Genomic DNA, 22685 nt, shown 5'->3' with positions numbered 1-22685 from the left:
AGATGAGCACCGCCACCCCGACCGACCACCGTCCAGGGTGGTGGTACCGGATCGACACCTCCGCTGGAGGTCTCGCTCTCGACCTCGGCCTCTACGCCGTCTCCGCCGCCTTCGCCGCGATCACCGCAGCCACCTCAACCCTGCTGCCACACCGTGCCTGGGGTGGCATCGCCGCACTCGGCTACCTCAGCGCGGCTCTCGTGGCGATCGGTCAACTCCTGCTGCGGCGGCACCGGCCCGGGTCACCTCTGGTAGGACTGCCCGCACGCTGGCTGGTCACCGTCCTGGCCTGGACGGCCGTCGCCCTGCTACCCCTCGTGTGGCAGAGCGTGCAGCGCGCGGCGGGGCGCACCGACCGGGCCCAGGAAGAGGTACTCGTCGTCGAGCAGTCCGGGCAGCGGCTGGTGGAGACCGGCACTCCCTACCTGGGGCCGGAGGCCATCGCGGCGTTGCCCCCCGGCGAACAGCTGCTCGGCTACACGCCGTACCAACCCGGAATGGCCCTGTTCGGGTTGCCCCGCGCGGCCACCGACGCGTGGTGGGGCGACGCCCGGGTCTGGTTCGCCGTCGGCACCGCGCTCGCCCTATTCCTCGCCGTCCGCATCCTGCGTCGACCGGCGGCCGGGTCGACCTCGGTCGGACACGACGCCGCGCTGCTGCGTGGCGCGCAGGCTGCCACCGTCCTGCCGATCAGTGCGTTGACCCTGGCCACCGGCGGCGACGACCTGCCCGTACTCGCGCTCTGCCTGCTGGCCCTCGCGCTCGCCGCCACCGCACGACCCGGCTGGGCGGGCGTCGTCGTCGGGCTCGCCGGTGCGCTCAAACTCTTCGCCTGGCCGGTCGCCGCCGTACTGGTCATCTGGGGCATCTGCCACCGGGCCGGTTTACGGGTCGCCGTCGGCGCGTTCGGCCTACCCGCCGCAGCGCTGCTGCCCACCCTGCTGGTGGATCGAGACGCGCTGGTGGAGAACGTGCTGCGGTTTCCCCTCGGGCACGGCCTGGTCGCCAGCCCGGCACAGTCCCCGTTCCCCGGTCACCTGATCGCGGAAGCCCTGCCGGCTGGCCGGGCCGTGGCAGCGGCGCTGCTGGTCGCCGCCGCGTTGGCGATCGCCATCCGGCTCGCTCGACGCCCGCCCCGCACGGCCCGCACGGCGGCGCTCGTCTGCGGGTACGGGCTGCTCGTGGCGATCCTGCTGATGCCCACCACCCGGTTCGGTTACCTGCTCTATCCGGTGGCGTTCCTCCTCTGGGCGCCCGCACTCGATGTTCCCGGGATCCGGCAACCTGCGCGCGAAGACGGCAAGTAGGGCGTAGACCTGAGGGCATGACCACCTACCGCGACCGCAACGAGGCGGGCCAGGTGCTCGCCGACCGACTGACTGCCCTGATCGGCGCACCGGACGTCATCGTGCTGGGCCTGGTACGCGGCGGCGTGCCGGTGGCCCGGGTCATCGCCGAACGCCTCGGCGCACCACTGGACGTGCTGGTGGTTCGCAAACTCGGCATACCGTGGGCCCCCGAGGTCGCCTTCGGCGCGCTCGGCCCGGCCGGCGTACGCGTGCTCAACGACGCGGTGGCCCGGCAGCTCGGCACCGACGACATCGCCGAGGTCGAGCGCCGGGAGCAGGCAGAACTGGAGCGGCGCGAGAAGCTCTATCGGGCTGGACGGCCGCCCCTGGATCTGACCGGGCGCACCGCCGTCATCGTCGACGACGGGTTGGCCACCGGAGCGACCGCGCGGGCCGCCGTGCAGGTGGCTCGCCAGCTCGGCGCCCGTCGGGTCGTGGTCGCCGTGCCGGTCGGTTCCCAGGAGGCGTACGAGATGCTCGCCAGCGAAGCCGACCAGGTGATCTGTGCCCAGCGCCCGCCCGCCTTCACCGCCGTCGGCGCGTACTACGACGACTTCCACGAGGTTTCCGACGACGAGGTGACGGAGGCGCTGGCCGATACCGCGTGAACCGACCAGGTACCTTCGGGTAATGAGCCTGACCTGTCCCAAGTGCCACGGAGACATGCGCCAGTACGAGCGCAGTGGCGTCGTCATCGACCAGTGTGGCGAGTGCCGGGGGATCTTCCTCGATCGCGGCGAGTTGGAGAAGCTGTTCGAGGCGGAGGCCAACTGGAGCGCTCAGCAGGCTCCGCCCCCGCCCCCACCGCCGACCGCCCCGCAGCCGGGCGGCTACCAGCCCCCGCCGCCACCGCCGCCCGCAACGCACCAGCCGGGTTACGGCACCGTGCCGCCGCCACCGCCCCCGCCGCCGCACGGCTACCCGGCCCCCGCGCCGGTCTACGGCCACGCGCCACAGCACTACGGCTACCACGGGCACTACCGGCGGAAGAAGCGCAAGAGCTTCCTCGACGAGATGTTCGGCTGAGCAGCACGACCCCACCAATGACCGGGCCGTCCGATCGGTCGGCCCGGTCATTGGTGGGGTGAGCTGGTTAGACGATCGCCATGTCCACGAAGCGCGACAGGTGCAGCTGGGCGGCGACGGTCACCGTGTCAGTCGGACCATTCCGGTGCTTCGCAACGATGAAATCCGCCTCCCCGGCCCGGGGGGATTCCTTGTCGTAGTAGTCGTCACGATGCAGAAGAATGACGACGTCCGCATCTTGCTCAATTGATCCAGACTCGCGCAGATCAGACAGTTGTGGGCGCTTGTCGGTGCGCTGCTCGGGGCCACGGTTCAGCTGGCTGACCGCGATGACCGGGCACTCGACCTCCTTGGCCAGCAGCTTGAGGCCCCGGGACAGGTCCGCGACCTCCTGCTGCCGGCTCTCCGTACGCTTCGGCGAGGTCATCAGCTGGAGATAATCGACCACGATCAGCTTGAGGTCGTGCCGCTGCTTGAGCCGGCGAGCCTTCGCTCGGATCTCCATCAGGTTCATGCTGGGCGTGTCGTCGACGAACAGCGGCGCCTCGCTGATCTCGCCCATGCAGCGGGCCAGCTTCGTCCAGTCGTCATCGGACAACTGCCCGCTGCGCAGTACGTGCAACGGCACCCGGGCCTCGGCCGAGAGCAGCCGCATCACGATCTCGACCTTGCTCATCTCCAGCGAGAAGATGGCCGATGCCTGGTTGGCCCGGATCGCGGCGTTGCGCGCGAAGTCCATGCTCGCCGTGCTCTTACCAAGACCGGGTCGCCCCGCCACGATGATCAACTGCCCGGCGTGCAGCCCGTTGAGCAGGCGGTCCAGGTCGGTGAAGCCGGTCGGCACGCCGGTCATCACGCCGCCCTGCGCGCCGACCGCCTCGATCTCGTCGAGCGTCGGTTGCAGCATGTCGGCCAGGACGGCGAAATCCTCGCTGACCCGGCGCTCCGTCACGTCGTAGACGGCCTGCTGAGCCAGGTCGACGATGTCGTCCACGTCCCGGCTGCCGCCGCTCGCGGTGCCGTAGCCGAGTTGGACGATCCGCGTACCGGCCTCGACCAGGCGGCGCAGCACCGCGCGTTCGCTGACGATGCGGGCGTAGTAGGCGGCGTTCGCGGCCGTCGGCACGCTCGCGATCAGCGTGTGCAGGTACGGAGCGCCACCCACCCTGGCCAGATCGCCGGAGTCGGCCAGGGCCGCCGCGACGGTGATGGCGTCGGCCGGCTCGCCCCTGCCGTAGATCTCCAGGATGGTGTCGAAGATGGTGGCGTGGATCGGCCGGTAGAAGTCGTTGATCTTGAGGATCTCGACGACGTCGGCGATGGCGTCCTTGGACAGCAGCATGCCACCCAGGACGCACTGCTCGGCAGCCACATCCTGCGGCGGCGTCTTGTCGAACTGACCGTCGCGTGGCGGGTCGGCGGCCTGCGGCCCGCCACCGTGGAACGGCTCCGTCCGCCTGTCATCGGTGACCGACACCGGGCCCCCCTCCACTGCGTCGGATCGGTTCAGGCTTACCGCCCGGGTGCGACAACGTCGACCGGCCGTTCGATCGGGGGTTATCGGGTCAGCAGGTCGATGGCAACCATACGGACTCCGAGGTCAGCCGCTCAACCGTGGCGGTGGACGAGCCTCGGGACAACCTGTGGACGCAGGTGGACAATCATGTGCGCAGCGTGTGCACAGGGTGTGGATAACGGATGGGGAATTCTCGCCGAGAAGCCTCTGACCTGCACAAACGTTTTCCCCAGCCTGTGGAGGGAATTTCCGGGTAGGGCTTTGTCCTGAACCTCCCGTAAGATCGGTGGCCGACGGCTACACCTGGACAGCGGATTGCGCTTTCGGTTGAGAAGGGTCACGCTCCGGCCGTGAGTTACCGGGACTGGGCACGCGGGGAGGACGGTCCGCGCGAGCGGCGACCGACCGCTTCGTGGGCCGAGCCCATCGAGGATTCACGAGCCGGGCGTTACGACTCGGCGATCGAGCGTTACCGCACCCCGAGCCGCCGCCGGGCGATCGAGCGCGGCCAGGACGAGCCCGCCGAGCCGTACCTGCCACGCTGGGCACTGGAGTCGGGGGTCAGCAGCGTCGACGGTGGCGGTCGGCACGCCGCACCGGACGAGGACGATGACGGCGGTCCGCGTTACGGCGACGGCGGTCGGCGATCGTCGCGGGCCTCCCGGAGCCGGCACTCCGACGAGGTGGACTGGCGGGACACGTCGCCCCGCGCCATCGCCCCGCCACCAGCGTTGGAGCCTCAGTCCGACCACACCCGAGAGTGGACCTTCGATCGTCCACAGGAGGAGGGGTACGTCGGCAGCCGCCGGGCCGAAGAGGACGATCCGGTCTCGGGTGTGACGCCGCAGAGTCGACCGCGCCGGGCGCAGTCCCGCCAACGTCAGGTGATCTGGTCCGGCCTGGAGGAGGAGGACCAGAAGTCGTCCGGCTCCGAACCGGCCGCCGACCCGACCCCACGTCGTCGGCGGCGGGCGGCGGAGCCGGCGCCCGCTCCGGCGGTGGACCCCTGGGAGCGGGCGGCGGAACCGGAACCACCTCGCCCAGCGGTGGATCCGTGGGACGCCTCCGGGCTGCACGCCTGGCAGCAGCCCGCCGCTGTCGACCGGCGCGCCGAGGCCGGCCCGGTCGACCCCTGGGACGCCGACAGCACGAGCCAGTGGCTTCAATCGGCCGCGACGGACCGGTGGCTGGAACCGGACACCACGGGCCAGTGGGACCGCGATCCCGAGATGGAGCGGCGGGAGCGGCAACGGGACGGCAACCGGTGGGACGACTACTCCGAGCCGGACCGCTGGGATCGTACGGAGCCGCCCCGGTCCGGCGGTGCGCCCGCAGCGCAACAGTGGTCGTGGAGCGCCCGGCCCGAGCCGGAACCGCCGCAGGAGACGTTCTGGCCGGGCACCCGGTTGGCCGGCGACGATCCCCGCTGGGTGGAGGCGTCCGCGTCAGCGCCCCGGTCCCCGGTGGTGGGTTACACGGCGCCACGTCCCCGCCCGACACCCCGGCGGCGTGCCGCGGCCGTTCCGCAGGCCCGGCCGGTCGGCATCGCGGCGGTACGACGTCGCATCGAGTCGGTGGGCAACGCCAGTTGGAATCGTCGGTTGGAGGACGACCTCCTCGACCCCGATCCGGGTGGCCCCTGGCTGCCGCTGCTCTACACCGCAGCCTGTTACGTCCTGCCGGCGATCGTGGTCTTCGTGTGGCTGCTGACCCTGGACGGTGCGCCGCCCGTCGGCTGTGTGACCGATATCAGCGGCGGTGGCTGCGAGTCGCCTCGGGCACGGGCGTTCGCGGCGATGGCGGGCGGGATGCCGCGCTTCGGTCTCGCCCTGGTCAGCAGCCTGGCGATCGCGACATTGCTGCGTCGGGTGGGTACGACCTGGCGGCCCACCACGGTGGCGCTCGCCGCCGCTGTGGTGGGTGGCGGCCTCTCGACGGTGATGATCAGCGCGGTGACCGGCCAGCCGATCGGTTGACCGCAAGCACGACAACGAACAGGGCCCGCACCGGTGAACGGTGCGGGCCCTGTCGTTCGTCGACCGGGACTCAGCCCTGCACGACGTTGAGGTTGAACGAGGCGGTCACCTCGGGGTGCAGCTTGACCCGCACCGGGTGCGAACCGAGCGACTTGATGTGGCCGCCGACCTCCAGCCGCCGCCGGTCGAGCGCCGGACCGCCGGCCGCCTTCACGGCGTCGACGATCTCGGCCGGGGTGACGGAGCCGAAGAGTCGGCCACCTTCACCGGCGCGGGCCTTCAGGTTCACCTTGAGGCCTTCGAGCTGCGCCTTGACCTCGTTGGCGTGATCGAGGTCCCGGATCTCGCGGGCGGAACGGGCCCGTTTGATGAGGGTGACCTGCTTCTCCGCGCCCTTGGTCCAGGCGATCGCGAAGCCCTGCGGGAGCAGGTAGTTACGGCCGTAGCCGTTCTTGACCTCCACGATGTCGCCCGGGGCACCGAGCCCGGACACCTCCTGAGTCAGGATGATCTTCATTGTCGGTGCCTCTCTCAGCGGGCCGTCGCGGTGTACGGCAGGAGCGCCATCTCACGGGCGTTCTTGACCGCACGAGCGATCTGCCGCTGCTGCTGCGAGGTAACGCCGGTCACCCGCCGAGCGCGGATCTTGCCGCGGTCGGAGATGAACTTGCGCAGCAGCGCGGTGTCCTTGTAATCGATGTACGTGATCCCGTCCTTGTCGAGCGGGTTCACCTTCTTCTTCGGCTTGCGCAGTGCCGCAGCCTTCGCCATTGCTCTTGCTCCTGGTTTACGATCACGGGCGCTCGGCGCCATTAGAACGGAGGCTCCTCGTCGAAGTTGCCGCCACCCGAACGTGCGGGAGCCGGTGCGGCCGAAGCCCAGGGGTCGTCGAAGTTGCCTCCGCCGCCGCCCTGGCCACCACCGCCACCACTGCCGAAGCCGCCGCCACCGGACCGGGACATCTTCTGCACCTTCGCCGTGGCGTAGCGCAGTGACGGGCCGATCTCGTCGACCTCCAGCTCGATGACGGTGCGCTTCTCGCCCTCGCGGGTCTCGTAGGACCGCTGACGCAGCCGACCCGAGACGATCACGCGGGTGCCGCGCTGAAGCGACTCCGCCACGTGCTCCGCAGCCTGCCGCCAGACGGTGCACGAAAGGAACAGCGGCTCGCCGTCCTTCCACTCGCCGGATGCCTTGTCCATGAACCGGGGCGTCGAGGCGACCCGGAACTTGGCGACCGCGGCACCGGAGGGGGTGAACCGCAACTCGGGGTCATCGGTCAGGTTGCCGATGACCGTGATGGTGGTGTCTCCTGCCATGACCAACTCCTCGCGCGCTCATCCGTTCCGCGTACAGGTTCTCAGAACCCTCCGACAGCAACGGTGAGGCTGATCCGGGTGGGGCCGGGTGGGTTTGCTAGCGCATCTCCGGCCGGATGACCTTCGTACGCAGCACGGACTCGTTGAGCCGCAGCTGGCGGTCCAGCTCGGCCACCGCCTCCGGCGACGCCTGGAGGTCGATGACGGCGTAGATGCCCTCGGCCTTCTTGTTGATCTCGTAGGCGAGGCGTCGGCGGCCCCACACGTCGGTCTTCTCCACCGAGCCACCCGCAGTCCTGATCACGTTCAGGTACGTGTCGAGCGACGGGGCGACGGTGCGCTCCTCGAGGCTGGGGTCGAGGATCACCATGATCTCGTAATGACGCAAGACGTGCTCACCTCCTGTGGGCTAAGCGGCCACGGTCCTTCCGTGGCAGGAGGTCGTGCGTCGTGGCCCGTTCCGGTACCGGGGGAACCCGGCCGGTGACGGACAACCGGACCAGGATACCCGGCCCGGACGATCACCAGCACCGAGGTGACGGGCACAGCGAACCGGGGGTCCGGCCGACGTCGCTGTCGGCACGGACCCCCGGTCACGGGGGCCGCGGGGCGTCTGGTCCGCATTCCTTGGGTGGGACCTGGGGAGGAACGACCACACCGATGAGGTTGGACCGAAGACGCCCCGCGGAGCTTTATCACGTTGTTACCTGACGTTATCGTGGAAGCTGGTGCTTCATGGGGCAAATCCCGGAATTACCGACAATTTCCTGGTCAGCTCCCGGTCGCGGCGCCTTGACCGGATGATCCATTGACATCAACGACTTCCGTCGGCACCGGTGACGCGCGGGCGCGCAGCGGGCCTCATCCCGACGGTCGGGGGCGGGACGTAGGCTCGCCTGCATGCGTATCGGAGCCCACGTCGATCCGACCGACCCGCTGGCGGAGGCGACCGCCCGAGCGGCAGACGCCGTGCAGTTCTTCCTCTCCGACCCCCAGGGATGGAAGGCGCCGCAGCCCCGTGCCGACGCCGAGGCGTTGCGCAGCGCCGAGGTCGACATCTATGTGCACGCGCCGTACGTCATCAATGTCGCCACCGGCAACAACCGCATCCGGATCCCGAGCCGCAAGCTGCTGCTCGCCCACGCGAGAGCGGCCACCGCGATCGGCGCGAAGGGCCTGGTGGTACACGGTGGGCACGTCAACTCCGGCGGCGACCTGGCGGCCGGGTTCGACAACTGGCGCAAGGCGTTGTCCTACGCGGCGGAGTCCGGCGGCTTCGGGATTCCGGTGCTGATCGAGAACACCGCCGGTGGTGAGAACGCCTGCGCCCGACGGCTGGACGCACTCGCCCGGCTCTGGGACGCCGTCGGTGACTACGAGGTCGGGTTCTGTCTGGACACCTGCCACGCCCATGCCGGCGGGGAGGAGCTGCTCGGCCTGGTCGATCGGGTGAAGGCGATCACCGGGCGGATCGACCTGGTGCACGCAAACAACTCCAAGGATGGGTTCGGGTCAGGGCGGGACCGGCACGACAACCTGTCGGGCGGGACCATCGACCCGGAACTCGTGGTCGCGGTGATCCGCGCGGCGGGCGCTCCGGTCATCGTGGAGACGCCCGGTGGTGTCGAGGGGCAGGGCGGCGACATCGCCTTCCTACGCGGACAGCTCGACGGGGAGACCGGGGCACGATGACCACGGACCAGTCCGCCTCCGGTGGCCCCGCCGACGCGGAGAAGGTCGGCGACGCAGCGAAGCCACCGAGCATGGACCAGCCCGGCGACGACCCCACCGACAAGGACAACAGCGCGGCGAAGGTCGACGGCGACACCAACGGTACGGACGACGCCGCAGCGAAGGCCGGCGGCAAGGACAAGGCAGTGGGGACGCCGCCGGGTAAGGACACTACCGGCGCGAACAGCAGCGACAAGCCGGACGACACCCCGGCTGAGGACGGCGACAAGCCAGACCCTTGGGCCGCCTTCGGGCCCGCGCCCGAGCCGGTCCCCACCTGGTACGGGCGGCTGGGCCGACGGTTCGGCCGGTTACTGATCCACGAATGGACGTTGGCCGCCTTCGCCTCACTGGCGTTGGCCGTGCTGATGACCTGGCCGACACTGCGCTATCCAGCACACACGTTGCCACAGGACTACTGGGACCCGAGCCTCCAGGCCTGGCAGATGGCCTGGTCGGGGCACATCCTGCTGACCGACCCGGCGCAGTTGTGGCACGCGAACGCCTTCTTCCCCGAGCGGTGGAGCTTCGCCTTCTCCGACACCCTGCTCGGGTACGCGCCAGCAGGCATGATCGGCAGCGGCCCCGAGGCCGCCCTGGTGCGCTACAACATCATGTTCGTGTTGGCGCACGCCCTCGCCACCTTCGGCGCGTACGTGCTGGCCCGGCAACTCGGCGCGAGCCGCACCGGTTCCGCGGTGGTCGGCGCCGCCTACACCTACGCACCGTGGCTGCTCTCGCAGGCCGGTCACCTGCACGTGGTCTCCAACGGCGGCATCCCGCTGGCCCTGGCCATGCTGGCCCGGGGGCACGGCTGGTCGCTACGGCACGGCTACCGACCCGAGCGTCGGCACGAGGGCTGGGTGTACGCCGGCTGGCTGGTGGCCGCCTGGCAGCTGAGCCTCGGATTCGGCATCGGCCTGCCGTTCGGGTACGTGCTAGCGATCACCGTGCTGGTGGCCGTCACCATCTGGTACGCGAAACGGATCTTCTGGCGGGTCAAGCGCCCCTTCGGGTCGCGGCTGTTCGTCGCGGACCTGATCGGCGGGCTGATCTTCGCCGGAGTGGGCGTCCTGATGGCCATCCCGTACTTCACCGTCTCGCAACTGCACCCGAACGCGGAACGGACGATCGACGACATCGCCGCCTTCTCGCCACCCGCTACCGGCTTCCTCACCGCCCCGGCCGAGTCCCGTCTCTGGGGCGGACTGCACGAAGGTGCCCGGTCGCTCCTGCCGTGGCATCCGGAGATGACGTTGCTACCCGGTTTCGTGCTCTACGCGCTGGCCGTCGGCGGGCTGTTCTTCTCCGTATGGAAGGTCCGGCAGCGGCTGCTGCTGCTCGCCGGAGTGCTGGTCGCGATGGCCCTGTCGATGGGCACCGAGTTGTTCGACGGCCAATTCACCTACGTACCCCTCTTCGACCACCTGCCCGGTTGGAACGGCATCCGGACGCCGGGCCGGTTGATGCTGTGGGGCACGCTGCTGCTCGGGCTGCTCGCGGCGGGGGCGGTCAGCGCGTTCGCCGAGCGGGTGCGGGACATCTCCGCCGAGCGGATTCCCTCGTGGCCGAGCCCCTGGCTGCGCCTGGCGACGCTGTTGCCCCTGCTGCTGGTGATCGCCGAAGGCACCAACACCACACCGCATCCGGTGGTGCCGAGGCAGCCGGCGGCGATGCGTTCGGTCGACGGTCCACTGCTCGTCCTGCCCAGCGGGCAGAACCACGACCAACCGGTGATGCTCTGGTCCACCACCCGGTTCCAGGACATCGTCAACGGTGGCAGCGGTTTCACTCCGCTTCAGCTGAAGGACGTACGCCGGGTCGCCATGACCTTCCCCGATCAGACCAGCGTCGACTACCTGCGCACCCTCGGCGTGCGCAACGTCCTGGTGCTCCGCGACAAGATCGCCGGCACCCCGTGGGAGGTCAGCGTCGACGCACCGGTCGAGGGGTTGGGCATCACCCGCGAGGAGATCGACTCGGTCGTGGTGTTTCGTCTCTGAGGGTTGGGGTTGGGGTTTGCGGGGGAGCACACCCGGCTCCGGGCGGTCAGGCTTGATCCCTGCGCCGGGTGTGCTCCCCCGCAAACCAGACGCCATCCGGCTCGTCTGGGACTTGCGGCGGGTCTAGGCAGCTCTGCTGCTTCGGCGGTGCGTCGATCAGGTGGTGGTGGGTACGGGGGTGGGGGTGGGGTCGGTGGTCTGGCGGCGGGTTCGCCATCGGTCCAGCCAGGGGGCGTCGGGGGTGCCGTCGAGCAGACCGCCGTCCGGGTCGTCGGCGTAGGTGCGGCGTACCGCGTCCTGCTCCGGGTCCAGGATCTCGCGTACCACCAGGACGACAAGCGCCACCACCGTGGCCAGACGCATACTCGCGGCCAGCACGAAGACGCCCTCCGGGAAGACCGGCGTGCCGGTGGAGGCACCGAGCAGCTGACCGTAGAAGGCGATGAAGTAGCAGACCTCGGCGGCCTGCCAGACCAGGAACGCTCCCCACTTGGGTCGGGCGAGCACGACCAGTGGCAGCAACCAGAGCACGAACTGCTGGGACCAGACCTTGCTGAAGATCAGGAAGGCGGCGACGACCAGGAAGGCGAGCTGGCCCAGCCGGGGCCGTCGCGGTGCCAGCAGTGCCAGCCCGCCGATGCCGAGGCAGGCCAGCCCGAACAGGGCGTACGACAGGTTGTTCAGCGTGGGGATGTTGCCGTCGAGCCACTGGAAGGGCCCGATGCTGGCGGGGTCGCCGAACTTCCCGTCGAGATAGCGACCGATGTACCAGAAGGTGCCCCAGTCGATCGGCCGCGTGGTGTTCAGCTCGAAGAACCGGTTCCAGTTGTCCCGGTACGGGATGGCCACCGGCAGGTTCACCAGCACCACCGTCACCGCCGCTGTGGCGATGGACAGCAGCGCGGCCCGGATGCGGTTGGCACGTATCGCGAGCACCAGAATCGGTCCGAGGATGAACAGCGGCCACATCTTCGCCGCGCCGCCGAGTCCTAACAGCACTCCGGAGAGCGCGACCAGCATCGTGCCCTTCGAGCCTGACCCGGATCGCGCCCAGGCCAGCATGCCGAGCGCGGCCAACCCGATGGCGAGGAAGTCCCAGTTGACGGTGGCGGTGAGCAGCAGCGCAGGGGCGAGCGCGAAGAGTGCGGCGTCCCAGGGTCGTCGACGGCGCAGCGCCAGGATCACCGCCACGGTCACCACGGCCAGCGCACCGAGCGTGATGGCGTTGAGGTTGTAGAACCACTGGCCCTGGTTCATGTCCGGGTTCTCAACGCCGGCCGAGTGGACCGGCAGCCCGAGCGCCCCCATGAAGTACCCGGTCAGCACCGGGTACTCCACCGGATGATCCCGGTAGGGAACCGCACCCTCGTGGAGCCGCTCGGCGTAGTAGAGCGCCAGGACATCGGTGTAGCAGAAGCGGGTGTACTGCTCGTTGTCCGTCCACGCCCCGTCCTGGCAGGGCGACTTCTGCACCCAGTGCAGCGTCAACGTGAGACAGGTCAGCACCAGGACGATCCGCACCGCCGTCCAGAACCGACGCTCCGCGCCGACGGGCCGGTCACGGGCGACCGCGTGGTCGCCGAGCGGACCACCGATCAGCCCGGAGAGTCCCCGGACGAAGCCGTCGGAGCGGGACGGGTGATCGGGAACATCAGGTCCATCGATGCCGGGCGTCGACTGGGTACTCATGTCCGTGCATCCTGCCGCATCAGTTGACCGGGTAGAAGCCGAAACCCGGCGGTGCCGGCAATCTGGCGAAGCGGGCCCTGGGGATCCGGTTCTGCGGCGGCCATCGGTCACACCCCCGTCACACCGGCACCCGGACCGTCTCGGCCCCTGCCAACCGCTGCACCAGAATGCGGTGAGCGTTCGTAGCCACAACTTGCGACTGCGATTACCTATTCGATCACCGCCTCCCAGGAAAGCAGTTGTCCAGCCCATCCAAGTCTTGGCATATGTGACTGTATCGATAACTGAGCAAGGCCCACCGAAGGCGGGCATAAAGAACCACGGGGGCAACATTGGAACTCAATTTCTTGGGCCCATCAACCGTGAGATCCGGTTCATCGGAAGTAGATATTCCGGGAACTCGTGACCGTAAGATTCTGGCGACTCTGCTTCTCAACTCCAACCGTCCCGTCCATATCGACCTGTTGATCGATGTGGTGTGGGACGACGATCCACCAGCCACCGCCCGACAGCAGGTGCAGAACCGACTGGACAGCCTACGAGCCAGACTTGACACCGAGGCAACTCACATAAACCGCAATGGGAAACACTGCACGTTGCACGTGAAATACGATCAGGTCGACGGATTGAAGTTCCGCAAAATATGCACCGAAGCAACCTCGTCAATAAATTCGGGCAACACAGAAAACGCGGTCACCCTCCTACGATCAGCGTTCGAACTGTGGCGCGGAGCCCCAGTCGAGGATGTCGAGTCAGCCAAGCTCCAAACGGAGGCACTGCGGTGGAAGGAACTCCACCTGAAGGCGATCGAGACGTTGATAGATCTTGAGTACAGTCTCAACAGACATCGACTGCTGACCGCTGACCGCTGACCTGCACAGTTGGATCGGCAGTTACCCCTACACGAAGGTCTGCGTTGCCGGCTCGCGGAGGCCATGCACGCGGGCTCCCGCACGGCGGAGACGTTGGGCGTGCTCAGCGGCTTACGGGCTCGGTTGGCCCGCGAGCTGGGGATCAGCACCAGCCCGCTGGTGGAGGATCTCTACCACCGCCTGCTGCGCGGAACCCGGATGGTGACTGTCGCGATCGGCTGAGCTCATCACCGGGCGGCTGCTGCCGAGAGACCACCTCCAGGCATTGCTTCGGCGACGGTGATCGGACGGTGATGCCTCAGTGAGACAGACCGGAATCATCGCGGCATCGGATCTGAGTTGGAGGGATCGCCTTGCTCAAACGAAAGAGCGCCCGGCTGGCCGCAGTGCTGGCACTGTGCTTCACCGCAAGTCTGGCCGCCCCGCAGGCCGCCCGTCGCCGCGCCGGCCACTGTCGCGGCGGAGACCACCGTCAAGGCCGAGAATCTTGACCCGGCGAAGGCCACGATGATCCCGGAGGTCGAGCTACAGGCCACCGGCTGCGGTTCGGTCTGCGACGGCAAGAACCCCGCGACGTACAAGATCTATCACAGTGGATGTTCGACCTGTTACCACTACTGCGCGGACGACGCGAAACGGTCGCGTCGAACACCAGCGGGATCAACCTGGAGCCTCGCTACAGCCTCGGTGCCGGACGGCATGGGCACGGGTGAGTTCCGACTTCTACTACCCGACGGTACGCAGCTACTACCTCGACGGGCGGGTCCGTACCGCCTACAGCGGCTTCGCCGGTGCTTACTACACCCAGATGGTGAACGACGCCAATCTGCTCGCTCGGGCGGAAGCCAGCGCCGGTCCCACCACCTGGGTGACGAGCAAGTACTGACCGGACCGGTCGCCTGAGCGGCCCGATCCGAGACAGTCAGGAAGCCGAGGGGCGGCCGGACACCTGTCCGACCGCCCCTCGGCGTTCACGAGATCAATCCCGCTCTGTCGTCCTCGGTGGTGGCACGCCACCGCCGTCACCGCCTGGTCGTTGGTCATCTCCAGGCGGGGTGATCGGATTGTTCCCCCCGTTGTCCCCGCCGCCGGGACCACCGCCGCCGGGACCACCGTTGTTTCCACCGCCGAGCTGGCAGAAGAAGTCGATCGGGTTGCAATCCCGGTCGCCTCCGGGCGGGGGCGGTGGCGGCGCCGGTTCCTCGCCGTTACCGGCGTCCTGGTCGCCCACCCCGGTGACACTGGGCAGGTTGGACGGGTCGGAGCCCTTCAGTGCCTCGTCCATGTAGCGCTTCCACAGCGCGGCGGGGATGCTGCTACCACCGATGTTGGAGCCGTTGCGATCGAGGATGGCTGGCTTCTTCGGGTCGCGGCTGCCGATCCACACCGCCGTGGCCACATTCTCGTCGTAGCCGACCATCCAGGCGTGGGCGTTCTTGTCGGTGTTGCCGTACTGCCAGGTGCCGGTCTTGCCGGCGGCCTGCCGGTTGCCGACCAGCGCCGCGTTGCTCCTGCCGGGAATTTCCTTGAGCACCGCCGTCACCTCGTCGGCGACCTCCGGCCGGATCACCTGCTGCGGCTTGAGCTTCTCGCCGGTGCCGGGCACCTTGTCCCACTTGCCGGTGGCCTTGTTCTGCTTCTCCACCTTACGGACGAAGTGCGCCTTGTTGTACTTGCCCTTGTTGGCGAGGGTGGCCAGGCCGTTGGCGTGGTCCAGCACGGTGACCGGGTACTGACCGAAGCCGATCACCCGGTCGAACTTCGTCGGCGCGAGTTCCCCGGGCTTCTTCTTCGTCAGGTCGTGTATCTGGTGCTTGTCGTCCCACATGGTGCGGATGCCGGCGCGACGAGCCATGTCGAGCACCTTGTCGGCGCCGATGTCCTCCGTCACGTGGAAGAACGGCACGTTGTACGACTGCACCGTCGACTCCTGGAGGGTGCACCACTTCTTGCAGCTGGCGTTCCGACCGGCGTTTACGATCTTCGACTCGTAGCCCTCCGGCGTGAACGGCGTGGCGTCCCAGTGCGACTTCACCGATATCTCGGCGTCGATCGCCGCAGCCAGGGTGTAGACCTTGAACGACGAGCCCGGCGGGTGACCACCAACGAGGTTGCCGTTTTGATCGGTGTTCAAGCCGGCGTAGTCGAAGTCCGCGCCGCTGTCACCGCCGTAGTAGGCAAGCACCCGGCCGGTCTTCGGCTCGACGGAGACCACCGCCGCCATGAGGTTTTTCGGATGCCCCTTGAGCACCGACCCCTTCCGGTCCGGCTGGGCCGCCTCCTCCAGAGCCTTCTGCATCTTCGGATCGATGGTGGTGGTGATCCGGTAGCCGCCCTCACGCAGCTCGTCGACGCAACTCGGCTTGCCCTCGGCACCGGAGTCGGAGCAGAGACCCCACTCCTCCATCTCCTTGCGGACGTAGTTGATCACGTTGCCGCGCGGGGTGGCGACGCCGAAGCCGTTGTTCTTCTTCGACTTCTGCACCTTCGGGTACTCGGTCGGCCGCTCCGGCTTGCCCGGGGCGTTCAGCCAACCCTCCTCGACCATCCCGTTGAGGACGTACTCCCACCGGGCCTTCGCCTCTTCCTCGTTGACCTCCGGGTCGTAGCCCTTGTGGGTGGCGCTGGCCACCGGCTGCTTGATCAGCGCGGCGAGCACCGCGCCCTGCGCCGCGTTCAGCTTCTTCGCGCTGGTGTTGAAGTACGTCTGGGCCGCCGCCTCGATGCCGTACGCACCTCGACCGAAGTAGATCACGTTGAGGTAGTTCTCCATGATCTGCTTCTTGGTGAAGTTGTCGTTGAGCTTCGAGGCGAGGATCGCCTCCTTCACCTTCCGCGCGTAGCTGTCGTCCTGGAGGTTCTCGTAGGCGTTGCGCGCGTACTGCTGGGTGATGGTCGAGGCGCCCTGCTTGTCGCCGCCGGAGAGGTTGTTCCAGGCGGCCCGGGCGATGCCCTTGTAGTCGACGCCCGAGTGCCGGTAGAAGTTGCGGTCCTCGGCGGCGGCGACGGCGTTCTGCACGTGCTCGGGAATGTTGTCGATGGTGACGAAGGTGCGGTTCTCGTTGCCGAGCTTGGCGACCAGCGTCTTGCCGTCCTTGGCGTAGACGGTGGTGGACAGCGGCAGCGGGATCTCCTTTGGCAGCACCACGTTGGTCGAGTAGTAGGTGAACCCGACCACGCCGATGCCGGCCAACATGATGAACACCGCGAAGCCGGCGATCAGGATGTTCATCCGCTTGCGCTTGCGGGCTCGGGCCGCCGCACCCGGATCACGGCCACCGCGTCCGGGACCGGCCGGTCCGCCCGGCCCTCCGGGACCACCGGGCCCGCCTGGACCGCCCGGCCCGCCGACGCTGGCCCGGGCCACCGCGGCGCGACCACCGGACACAGAGGCCGAGCCGACACTCGCCCGACCGGCCGATGCCGCGCCTACCGAGGCGCGGCCGGGACCGGCGGGCGAAACCGGCACCGAAGCCCGACCGGACCGTCCAGGGGCGGGCGAAACCGGCACCGAGGCACGGCCGGGACCGGCCGGCGAGACCGGCACCGAGGCGCGGCCCGAACCGGACCGGCCGACCGGCGCCGCGCTGCCACGTGGCGGAACGCTCGCCGAGCCGCCGACTGAGGCACGCCCACCGACCGAGGCACGGGCCGACGGGCCCGATGTCTCCGGTCCGGTCGACCAGTTGACTCCGCGCGGTTCACCACCCGAGCGGCGGTACGCGTCGTCCGCCTGCCTCGGATCGTCCTGGCCCGGAATGCGGGCCCGGCCGCGCGAGGAGCTGGGATCGCCGTACGAGTTCATTCCTCACACCCTGCCGTCGCGGTGGGGCGCGCTCGCACCGCCACCGGTTTGCCGTGAGTTGTGACACCTGTGCACCCGGCACGGGGGTGCCGTGGTCGCCGGTGCCAGATCCGCATCAAACGGACCATTCAGACTTACAAGCCGTCGGTAGCCCCAGCCGCGTGGCACGCGACCGGGGCCAGCCGATCGAGCTCGAATCACCGTTGCGCCTCTCGCCTTCGCCGGACACCCGTTCCGTCGGCGGTCATGCCGCTAGCCTCACCATGCTCCAGGTCGCCGTCGGCGACGCCGGTCAGACCATCCCGCCCGAGCAGGTACTGCTCGACGAGATGGTTCCAGTCACAGCCGAGGCACACCTCCACTACGAAGACCTGAAACTCACGCAGCGTCATCGCCAGCACACTCAGCTCAGCCAGAGTACGGGCCTGGCCGGCCGACTGCTTGAGTTCGTCGCCATAAATGTAGTGGACGAGGGTCAGGTTCTCGCTGCGGCAGATCGGGCACCGCTCGTCGGTGGACTCGCCATGGAACCGAGCCGCGTTCTTCAGGTAGGGCGACGCGTCGCACAGGTCATAGGTGCCGACACGACCCGCGAGGAGTTCACGCAGCGCCGCTCGCTTTCGAAGCGAGTAGTCGACGACCTGGCGCTGCGTACGCATGCGGGAAAGGGTACGCGGTCTGCTCTGACGAGGCGACCACCGTGACAATCCGTGACCGCAAGACATCAGTGTGGGGGTTTGCCCAGACCCAGGCGAGACGCTACGGTGCGATGTATCGGTCCGATACATCGTGGCGTGTAGCGCTCCACGCACAGGTTAAGGGAGGGTGGCCGGTGCTCGAACTCGCCATCCTCGGCCTGTTGCAGGAGGCTCCGATGCACGGCTACGAGCTCCGCAAGGAGCTCACCGCCAAGCTCGGCGCGATCCGCGCCGCTATCAGTTACGGCTCGCTCTATCCGACCCTGCGCCGGCTGCAGGCGGCAGGATGGATCACCGAGGCCGACGAGACACCTGCCACCGCCGAGGAGGTTCCCGCGCTGACCAGCCGACGAGGTCGGGTGGTCTACACCATCACCGCGGAAGGAAAAGAACGCTTCGCCCAGCTCATTGCGCAGACCGGGCCGGAGACATACGGCGACACCGGCTTCGGTGTGCACTTCGCGTTCTTTTCCCGAACCGACCAGGCGACCCGACTTCGAATTCTGGAAGGTCGCCGCCGCACGATCGAGGAACGTCGCGAAGGGCTTCGCGACATGCTGGGCCGGGCGGCCGAGCGCCTCGACGCGTACACCCTGGAGCTGCAGCGCCACGGCCTGGAGGCCTGTGAGCGTGAGGTCCGCTGGCTGGAGGAGCTCATCGCCAACGAGCGCTCCGGCCGTGCCCCGACGGTCCCGAACGACGGGACGGCCGGCGGCCCACGAGAAGACAACAGCCCGCCTCCGCCTGGAGAGACCAGGACAGAGCGGCCGTGACAGAGAAGAAGGAGGCACACGCGATGGGCTCCGTCCGCGTCGCCATCGTCGGTGTGGGTAACTGCGCCTCGTCCCTGGTACAGGGCGTCGAGTACTACCGGAATGCCGACCCCAACGACCGCGTCCCGGGTCTCATGCACGTCACCTTCGGCGACTACCACGTCTCTGACGTGCAGTTCGTCGCGGCGTTCGATGTCGACGCCAAGAAGGTGGGCATGGACCTCGCGGAGGCGATCGTCGCCAGCGAGAACAACACCATCAAGCTCTGCGACGTGCCGCCGACCGGCGTCACCGTGCAGCGCGGCCCGACCTTCGACGGTCTGGGCCAGTACTACCGCGAGATCGTCGAGGAGTCGGACGCCGCGCCGGTCGACGTGGCCAAGGCGCTGCGCGACGCGCAGGTCGACGTGGTCGTCTCGTACCTGCCGGTGGGCTCGGAGCAGGCCGACAAGTTCTACGCCCAGGCCGCGATCGACGCCGGCTGCGCGTTCGTCAACGCCCTGCCGGTCTTCATCGCCTCCGACCCCGAGTGGGCGCAGAAGTTCACCGATGCGGGTCTGCCGATCGTCGGCGACGACATCAAGAGCCAGGTCGGTGCCACCATCGTGCACCGCGCTCTGGCGAAGCTCTTCGAGGACCGGGGAGTCGAGCTGCTGCGTACGTACCAGCTCAACTTCGGCGGCAACATGGACTTCATGAACATGCTGGAGCGCAACCGCCTGGTCTCGAAGAAGATCTCGAAGACCCAGTCGGTGACCTCCCAGGTGCCGCACGAGATGGTCAAGAGCGACGTGCACATCGGCCCGTCCGACCACGTGCCGTGGCTGGACGACCGCAAGTGGGCCTACATCCGCCTGGAGGGCCGCTCGTTCGGTGACACGCCGCTCAACGCCGAGCTGAAGCTCGAGGTGTGGGACTCGCCGAACTCGGCCGGTGTCATCATCGACGCCGTACGGGCCGCGAAGATCGCCCTGGACCGGAAGATCGGTGGACCGATCCTGTCGGCCTCGTCGTACTTCATGAAGTCCCCGCCCGTGCAGTACGCCGACCACGACGCGCACGCCGCCGTCGAGGCGTTCATCGCCGGTGAGGTCGAGCGCTGACGCGTTGAGCACCAGCGCGATCTGACGCTGTTGCCGACACGAGGGCCGAGTCCGCGAGGGCTCGGCCCTCGTGCTCTGTCGCCACCCTGCTCCGGGCTGATCACGACCAGGCGCGTTGCAGGGCCACCCGGGCCTCCAACTCCAGGAGCCCGACCTTCCGGTCCAGGCCACCACCGAAGCCGACCAGCTTTCCTCCCGCTCCGACGATGCGGTGACACGGCACGATCACCGGAATCGGATTGCGGTTGCACGCCACTCCGACAGCTCGGGCGGCTCCGGGTTCACCCACGCGTCGGGCGACCTCGCCGTAGGTGAGTGTCTCGCCGTACGGAATGAGGGTCATCTCCCGCCACACCGCCCGCTCGAAGTCGGAGCCGCGCGGCACGCTCAGCGGCACGCCGAAGTCGGTCAGGTCCCCGGCGAAGTACGCCCGCAACTCCGCCACCACCCGCCGGGAGATCTCGTCGAGCGGCTCGGTGGCGGCGTCACCGACCGCGCCGAAGCGTGTCCCGCAGACGCTCTCGCCGTCGGTGGCCACGGAGAACTCCCCGATCGGCGAGTCGAGCACGGTCCAGCGCATCCCGCCATTGTCCACCCGCAGCGGAAAGGTGGTCAGCGGGTACGAGCGCGGTGGCCCGGAAAGGCCGAAGCCCGCCGGAGCGTCCCGAGCTGTCGGGGGCTCCGGCGGGCGCCGGAAGGGATCGCGTACGGATCAGGCGGCGGAGACGGTGAACTTCTCGCCCTTGCCCAGGCCCAGTTCGAAGGCGGTCCACCTGATCGTCTTGTTCGAGATGAGCTTGCTGGTGCCGGACGCCCCGGCGGAGACCGCCTGGTCGTCGCTGGCCCGGAAGAAGACCGTCCCGTCGCCGTTGTAGTCGACGAAGTCGAAGGTCTGCCAGAACCCGGCCGTCTTGCTGCTGGCGATCAGCGGCTTGGTGCCCTTGCTCGCCGCGGTCACGTACCGGCTGTTGGACAGCGCCTTGAGGGCGAAGAAGCCGTTGCCCTGGTTGACGATCTGGAACTTCGCCGACTTGGTGACGGACTTGCTGCTGGCCACCAGCGGCTTGGTGCTGCTGGCCGCCACCACGTACTTGTTGTTGGCCTTGGACCTGATGCTGATCACGGGGGCCGGTGCCTCAAGGGTGAATTTCTCGTTGGCGCCGATACTGGTCCGGTTCGCCCGGAGCACCGAGGTCGTGCTCTTCGACGCCGTCACGTACTTCCCGTTGGTCTTGGCCTTGAGGCTGATCTTGCCGTCGGCGTGGTTCACGATGGTGAACTTGGCCGGGGTGACGATCGTCTTGTGGCTGGCGATCAGCGGCTTGGTGCCCTTGCTCGGGGCCACCACGTAACGGCCGGTCTTCTTCGAGCGCAGCGCGACCAGACCACCACCGGCGTTGACGATGTCGAACCGCTGCGCGGTACCCATGCTCTTGCCGTTGTTGACCAGAGCCTTCTTGGTGCTGGCAGCGGTGACGTACCTGCCGTTGGAGACGGCCTTCAAGCCGTACGCGTTGCGGACCGGGGTCACCGAACCCACCGTCAGCAGCCGGTCCATCGAGCCCTTGGTGTCGTAGACCACGCCGGCGATGCCGGTGGTGACGATCCGGTCGCGGACCTGCTTCGGCTTCCAGCTGGGGTTGGAGTGCAACAGCAGCGCCGCCGCGCCCGCCACGTGCGGAGCCGCCATCGAGGTGCCGCTGTATCCGACGCTGCCGGTGTTGTTGTCGTGGCGGGCCGACACGATGCTGACCCCGGGTGCGAACACGTCGATGCACTTGCCGTAGTTCGAGAACCAGGCCCGCATGTCGACCCGGTCGGTCGCGCCCACGGTGATCGCGTCCGACACCCGCGCCGGCGACGCCTTGCAGGCGTCCATCCACGCGTTACCGGCGGCGATCGCGTACGTGATGCCGGAGTTGATGGAGCGCTTGACCGCCTCGTCGATCGACGGGATGGCCGTGACGTCGCCGAGACTCATATTGGCCACGGCCGGCTTCTTGGCGTTCGCGGTCACCCAGTTGATGCCCGCGAGCACCTGCTCGGTGGTGCCGTAACCGTCGCAGTCGAGCACCCGTACGCCGACCAGCTTGACGCCCTTGGCCACGCCGTACTTCGCGCCGCCGACGGTGCCCGCGACGTGCGTGCCGTGGCCGTTGCAGTCCCCGTTGGCCTGTGCCCGGGCGGTTCCCGGCTCGGTCGGGTCCGGCGTCGGCTCGACCGGCGGCGGGTCGATGGCGTCGTAGCCCATGCTGGCCCGGCCACCGAAGTCCTGGTGCTTGACGTTGATGCCGGTGTCCAGGATGTAGGCGGTGACCTTGCTACCGGTGTTCGGGTACTTGTAGGTCTTGTTCAGCTTCGCCGACGCCTGGTCGAGGCGGTCGAGGCCCCAGGACGGCGGGTTGGTCTGGGTCGCGTTGGCCGACAGGCGCCGGACCTGCTCGACGTAGGCGACGGCGGGGTTGGCGGCCAGCTTCTCCGCCTGCCGCTTGTTCATCGTGGCCGAGTAGCCGGCGAGGGTCTTGCCGAAAACCAGCCGGACGGTGCCACCGTTGGCGCGGGTCAGCGCCGAGGCGGTCGCCCGGACCGAACTGTAGGTGGCCCCACGGTCCTTGAGCACGACGATGTACCGGTCCGGCACAGCGCCGGCGCCCGTGGTGCCGAGCACCTCGGGTCGGGGCTGGTCGGACGGGGCTGCCATCGCGGTGCCGCCGGAGACGACACCGATGATGGACGAGGCGGTGGCAAGGGCGAGCCCGGCCGCCGCCGTGCGGCGCATGACGCCACGGCGTTTCACTATGGGTTACCCCCGTCGATCGTCGACC

General features: G+C 68.5%; 19 protein-coding genes and 1 pseudogene. 10 read left to right on the top strand and 10 right to left on the bottom strand.

The genetic code is table 11. From position 1 onward, the window contains the following. Nucleotides 1-2: 2 nt before the first annotated feature. Genes ACLQ2S_RS20580 through ACLQ2S_RS20570 form a run of 3 tightly spaced genes read left to right on the top strand, consistent with a single transcriptional unit; the run spans nt 3 to nt 2375 of the window. On the top strand, nt 3-1307 hold the full coding sequence (locus tag ACLQ2S_RS20580; protein ID WP_425702329.1) for a glycosyltransferase 87 family protein: 1305 nt from the start codon (nt 3-5) through the stop codon (nt 1305-1307). A gap of 17 nt (nt 1308-1324) precedes the next feature. Continuing rightward, nucleotides 1325-1957, top strand: a complete 633-nt coding sequence (locus tag ACLQ2S_RS20575) for a phosphoribosyltransferase (RefSeq protein WP_155221676.1) — start codon at nt 1325-1327, stop codon at nt 1955-1957. A gap of 22 nt (nt 1958-1979) precedes the next feature. After that, on the top strand, nt 1980-2375 hold the full coding sequence (locus ACLQ2S_RS20570; protein ID WP_155221677.1) for a zf-TFIIB domain-containing protein: 396 nt from the start codon (nt 1980-1982) through the stop codon (nt 2373-2375). Between the two features lie 67 nt (nt 2376-2442). Here ACLQ2S_RS20570 and dnaB read toward each other — a convergent pair whose 3' ends face one another. Then, nucleotides 2443-3852: a replicative DNA helicase gene (dnaB, locus tag ACLQ2S_RS20565; RefSeq protein ID WP_309223813.1), complete on the bottom strand. Its 1410-nt coding sequence runs from the start codon at nt 3850-3852 to the stop codon at nt 2443-2445. A gap of 389 nt (nt 3853-4241) precedes the next feature. Between dnaB and ACLQ2S_RS20560 the strand changes: the two genes are divergently transcribed. Next, complete coding sequence (locus tag ACLQ2S_RS20560; RefSeq protein ID WP_230462882.1) at nt 4242-5867, top strand: hypothetical protein; 1626 nt, start codon at nt 4242-4244, stop codon at nt 5865-5867. A gap of 70 nt (nt 5868-5937) precedes the next feature. Here the strand turns inward: ACLQ2S_RS20560 and rplI are convergent, their stop codons facing one another. The 4 genes from rplI to rpsF form a co-directional block, all read right to left on the bottom strand. Then, nucleotides 5938-6384, bottom strand: coding sequence for a 50S ribosomal protein L9 (rplI, locus tag ACLQ2S_RS20555; RefSeq protein WP_155221679.1), 447 nt, complete (start codon nt 6382-6384; stop codon nt 5938-5940). Between the two features lie 14 nt (nt 6385-6398). Further along, nucleotides 6399-6638: a 30S ribosomal protein S18 gene (gene rpsR, locus ACLQ2S_RS20550; protein WP_007073789.1), complete on the bottom strand. Its 240-nt coding sequence runs from the start codon at nt 6636-6638 to the stop codon at nt 6399-6401. 41 nt (nt 6639-6679) lie between these two features. Beyond that, the gene (locus tag ACLQ2S_RS20545; protein ID WP_155221680.1) at nt 6680-7186 is read right to left on the bottom strand and encodes a single-stranded DNA-binding protein; all 507 of its coding nucleotides are present in this window, start codon (nt 7184-7186) and stop codon (nt 6680-6682) included. A 97-nt stretch (nt 7187-7283) separates the two neighbouring features. Beyond that, complete coding sequence (gene rpsF / locus ACLQ2S_RS20540; protein ID WP_155221681.1) at nt 7284-7574, bottom strand: 30S ribosomal protein S6; 291 nt, start codon at nt 7572-7574, stop codon at nt 7284-7286. 512 nt (nt 7575-8086) lie between these two features. Between rpsF and ACLQ2S_RS20535 the strand changes: the two genes are divergently transcribed. Continuing rightward, a complete protein-coding gene (locus ACLQ2S_RS20535; protein ID WP_155221682.1) occupies nt 8087-8878 on the top strand; it encodes a deoxyribonuclease IV in 792 nt (263 codons plus the stop codon). Then, nucleotides 8875-10920, top strand: a complete 2046-nt coding sequence (locus ACLQ2S_RS20530) for a hypothetical protein (RefSeq protein ID WP_155221683.1) — start codon at nt 8875-8877, stop codon at nt 10918-10920. The genes ACLQ2S_RS20535 and ACLQ2S_RS20530 overlap by 4 nt, the downstream gene beginning before the upstream one ends. Nucleotides 10921-11076: 156 nt before the next feature. On the opposite strand, the gene ACLQ2S_RS20525 is transcribed toward ACLQ2S_RS20530, so the two are convergent. Then, a complete protein-coding gene (locus tag ACLQ2S_RS20525; RefSeq protein WP_155221684.1) occupies nt 11077-12609 on the bottom strand; it encodes a glycosyltransferase family 87 protein in 1533 nt (510 codons plus the stop codon). 362 nt (nt 12610-12971) lie between these two features. Between ACLQ2S_RS20525 and ACLQ2S_RS20520 the strand changes: the two are divergent. Both ACLQ2S_RS20520 and ACLQ2S_RS20515 read left to right on the top strand, forming a co-directional pair. Then, nucleotides 12972-13703: pseudogene (locus ACLQ2S_RS20520) on the top strand (AfsR/SARP family transcriptional regulator). A gap of 487 nt (nt 13704-14190) precedes the next feature. Continuing rightward, nucleotides 14191-14367 (top strand): hypothetical protein, encoded by a 177-nt coding sequence (locus ACLQ2S_RS20515; RefSeq protein WP_155221687.1) that lies wholly within the window; start codon nt 14191-14193, stop codon nt 14365-14367. A 93-nt stretch (nt 14368-14460) separates the two neighbouring features. On the opposite strand, the gene ACLQ2S_RS20510 is transcribed toward ACLQ2S_RS20515, so the two are convergent. Both ACLQ2S_RS20510 and ACLQ2S_RS20505 read right to left on the bottom strand, forming a co-directional pair. Beyond that, nucleotides 14461-17286 carry a transglycosylase domain-containing protein gene (locus ACLQ2S_RS20510; RefSeq protein WP_155221688.1) on the bottom strand — a complete coding sequence of 942 codons (2826 nt, stop codon included), beginning with the start codon at nt 17284-17286 and terminating at the stop codon, nt 14461-14463. Between the two features lie 197 nt (nt 17287-17483). Beyond that, the gene (locus ACLQ2S_RS20505; protein WP_155221689.1) at nt 17484-17945 is read right to left on the bottom strand and encodes a DUF5318 domain-containing protein; all 462 of its coding nucleotides are present in this window, start codon (nt 17943-17945) and stop codon (nt 17484-17486) included. Nucleotides 17946-18118: 173 nt separating this feature from the next. Here ACLQ2S_RS20505 and ACLQ2S_RS20500 point away from each other — a divergent pair, with 173 nt between their 5' ends. Together ACLQ2S_RS20500 and ACLQ2S_RS20495 are read left to right on the top strand one after the other, a co-directional pair. Beyond that, nucleotides 18119-18757, top strand: a complete 639-nt coding sequence (locus ACLQ2S_RS20500) for a PadR family transcriptional regulator (protein WP_309223814.1) — start codon at nt 18119-18121, stop codon at nt 18755-18757. 23 nt (nt 18758-18780) lie between these two features. After that, nucleotides 18781-19860 (top strand): inositol-3-phosphate synthase, encoded by a 1080-nt coding sequence (locus ACLQ2S_RS20495; RefSeq protein WP_425702399.1) that lies wholly within the window; start codon nt 18781-18783, stop codon nt 19858-19860. Between the two features lie 100 nt (nt 19861-19960). On the opposite strand, the gene ACLQ2S_RS20490 is transcribed toward ACLQ2S_RS20495, so the two are convergent. Together ACLQ2S_RS20490 and ACLQ2S_RS20485 are read right to left on the bottom strand one after the other, a co-directional pair. Continuing rightward, nucleotides 19961-20440: a methylated-DNA--[protein]-cysteine S-methyltransferase gene (locus ACLQ2S_RS20490; protein ID WP_155221690.1), complete on the bottom strand. Its 480-nt coding sequence runs from the start codon at nt 20438-20440 to the stop codon at nt 19961-19963. 132 nt (nt 20441-20572) lie between these two features. Then, nucleotides 20573-22639, bottom strand: a complete 2067-nt coding sequence (locus ACLQ2S_RS20485; RefSeq protein WP_425702328.1) for a S8 family serine peptidase — start codon at nt 22637-22639, stop codon at nt 20573-20575. Between the last annotated feature and the right edge of the window lie 46 nt (nt 22640-22685).

The organism is Micromonospora sp. DT48 (genome assembly GCF_049844495.1).
In the GTDB taxonomy this organism is placed as follows: domain Bacteria; phylum Actinomycetota; class Actinomycetes; order Mycobacteriales; family Micromonosporaceae; genus Micromonospora.
This window is presented reverse-complemented; position numbering and strand designations above follow the sequence as displayed.

Excerpts from the sequence above, each read along its gene's own strand:
- ACLQ2S_RS20535 (WP_155221682.1), top strand. The coding sequence starts at position 8,087 with ATGCGTATCGGAGCCCACGTCGATCCGACCGACCCGCTGGCGGAGGCG.
- ACLQ2S_RS20490 (WP_155221690.1), bottom strand. The coding sequence starts at position 20,440 with ATGCGCTGGACCGTGCTCGACTCGCCGATCGGGGAGTTCTCCGTGGCC.
- rpsR (WP_007073789.1), bottom strand. The coding sequence starts at position 6,638 with ATGGCGAAGGCTGCGGCACTGCGCAAGCCGAAGAAGAAGGTGAACCCG.
- ACLQ2S_RS20580 (WP_425702329.1), top strand. The coding sequence starts at position 3 with ATGAGCACCGCCACCCCGACCGACCACCGTCCAGGGTGGTGGTACCGG.
- ACLQ2S_RS20510 (WP_155221688.1), bottom strand. The coding sequence starts at position 17,286 with ATGAACTCGTACGGCGATCCCAGCTCCTCGCGCGGCCGGGCCCGCATT.
- ACLQ2S_RS20570 (WP_155221677.1), top strand. The coding sequence starts at position 1,980 with ATGAGCCTGACCTGTCCCAAGTGCCACGGAGACATGCGCCAGTACGAG.
- ACLQ2S_RS20505 (WP_155221689.1), bottom strand. The coding sequence starts at position 17,945 with ATGCGTACGCAGCGCCAGGTCGTCGACTACTCGCTTCGAAAGCGAGCG.
- rplI (WP_155221679.1), bottom strand. The coding sequence starts at position 6,384 with ATGAAGATCATCCTGACTCAGGAGGTGTCCGGGCTCGGTGCCCCGGGC.
- ACLQ2S_RS20575 (WP_155221676.1), top strand. The coding sequence starts at position 1,325 with ATGACCACCTACCGCGACCGCAACGAGGCGGGCCAGGTGCTCGCCGAC.
- ACLQ2S_RS20545 (WP_155221680.1), bottom strand. The coding sequence starts at position 7,186 with ATGGCAGGAGACACCACCATCACGGTCATCGGCAACCTGACCGATGAC.
- ACLQ2S_RS20530 (WP_155221683.1), top strand. The coding sequence starts at position 8,875 with ATGACCACGGACCAGTCCGCCTCCGGTGGCCCCGCCGACGCGGAGAAG.
- ACLQ2S_RS20485 (WP_425702328.1), bottom strand. The coding sequence starts at position 22,639 with ATGCGCCGCACGGCGGCGGCCGGGCTCGCCCTTGCCACCGCCTCGTCC.
- ACLQ2S_RS20495 (WP_425702399.1), top strand. The coding sequence starts at position 18,781 with ATGGGCTCCGTCCGCGTCGCCATCGTCGGTGTGGGTAACTGCGCCTCG.
- ACLQ2S_RS20525 (WP_155221684.1), bottom strand. The coding sequence starts at position 12,609 with ATGAGTACCCAGTCGACGCCCGGCATCGATGGACCTGATGTTCCCGAT.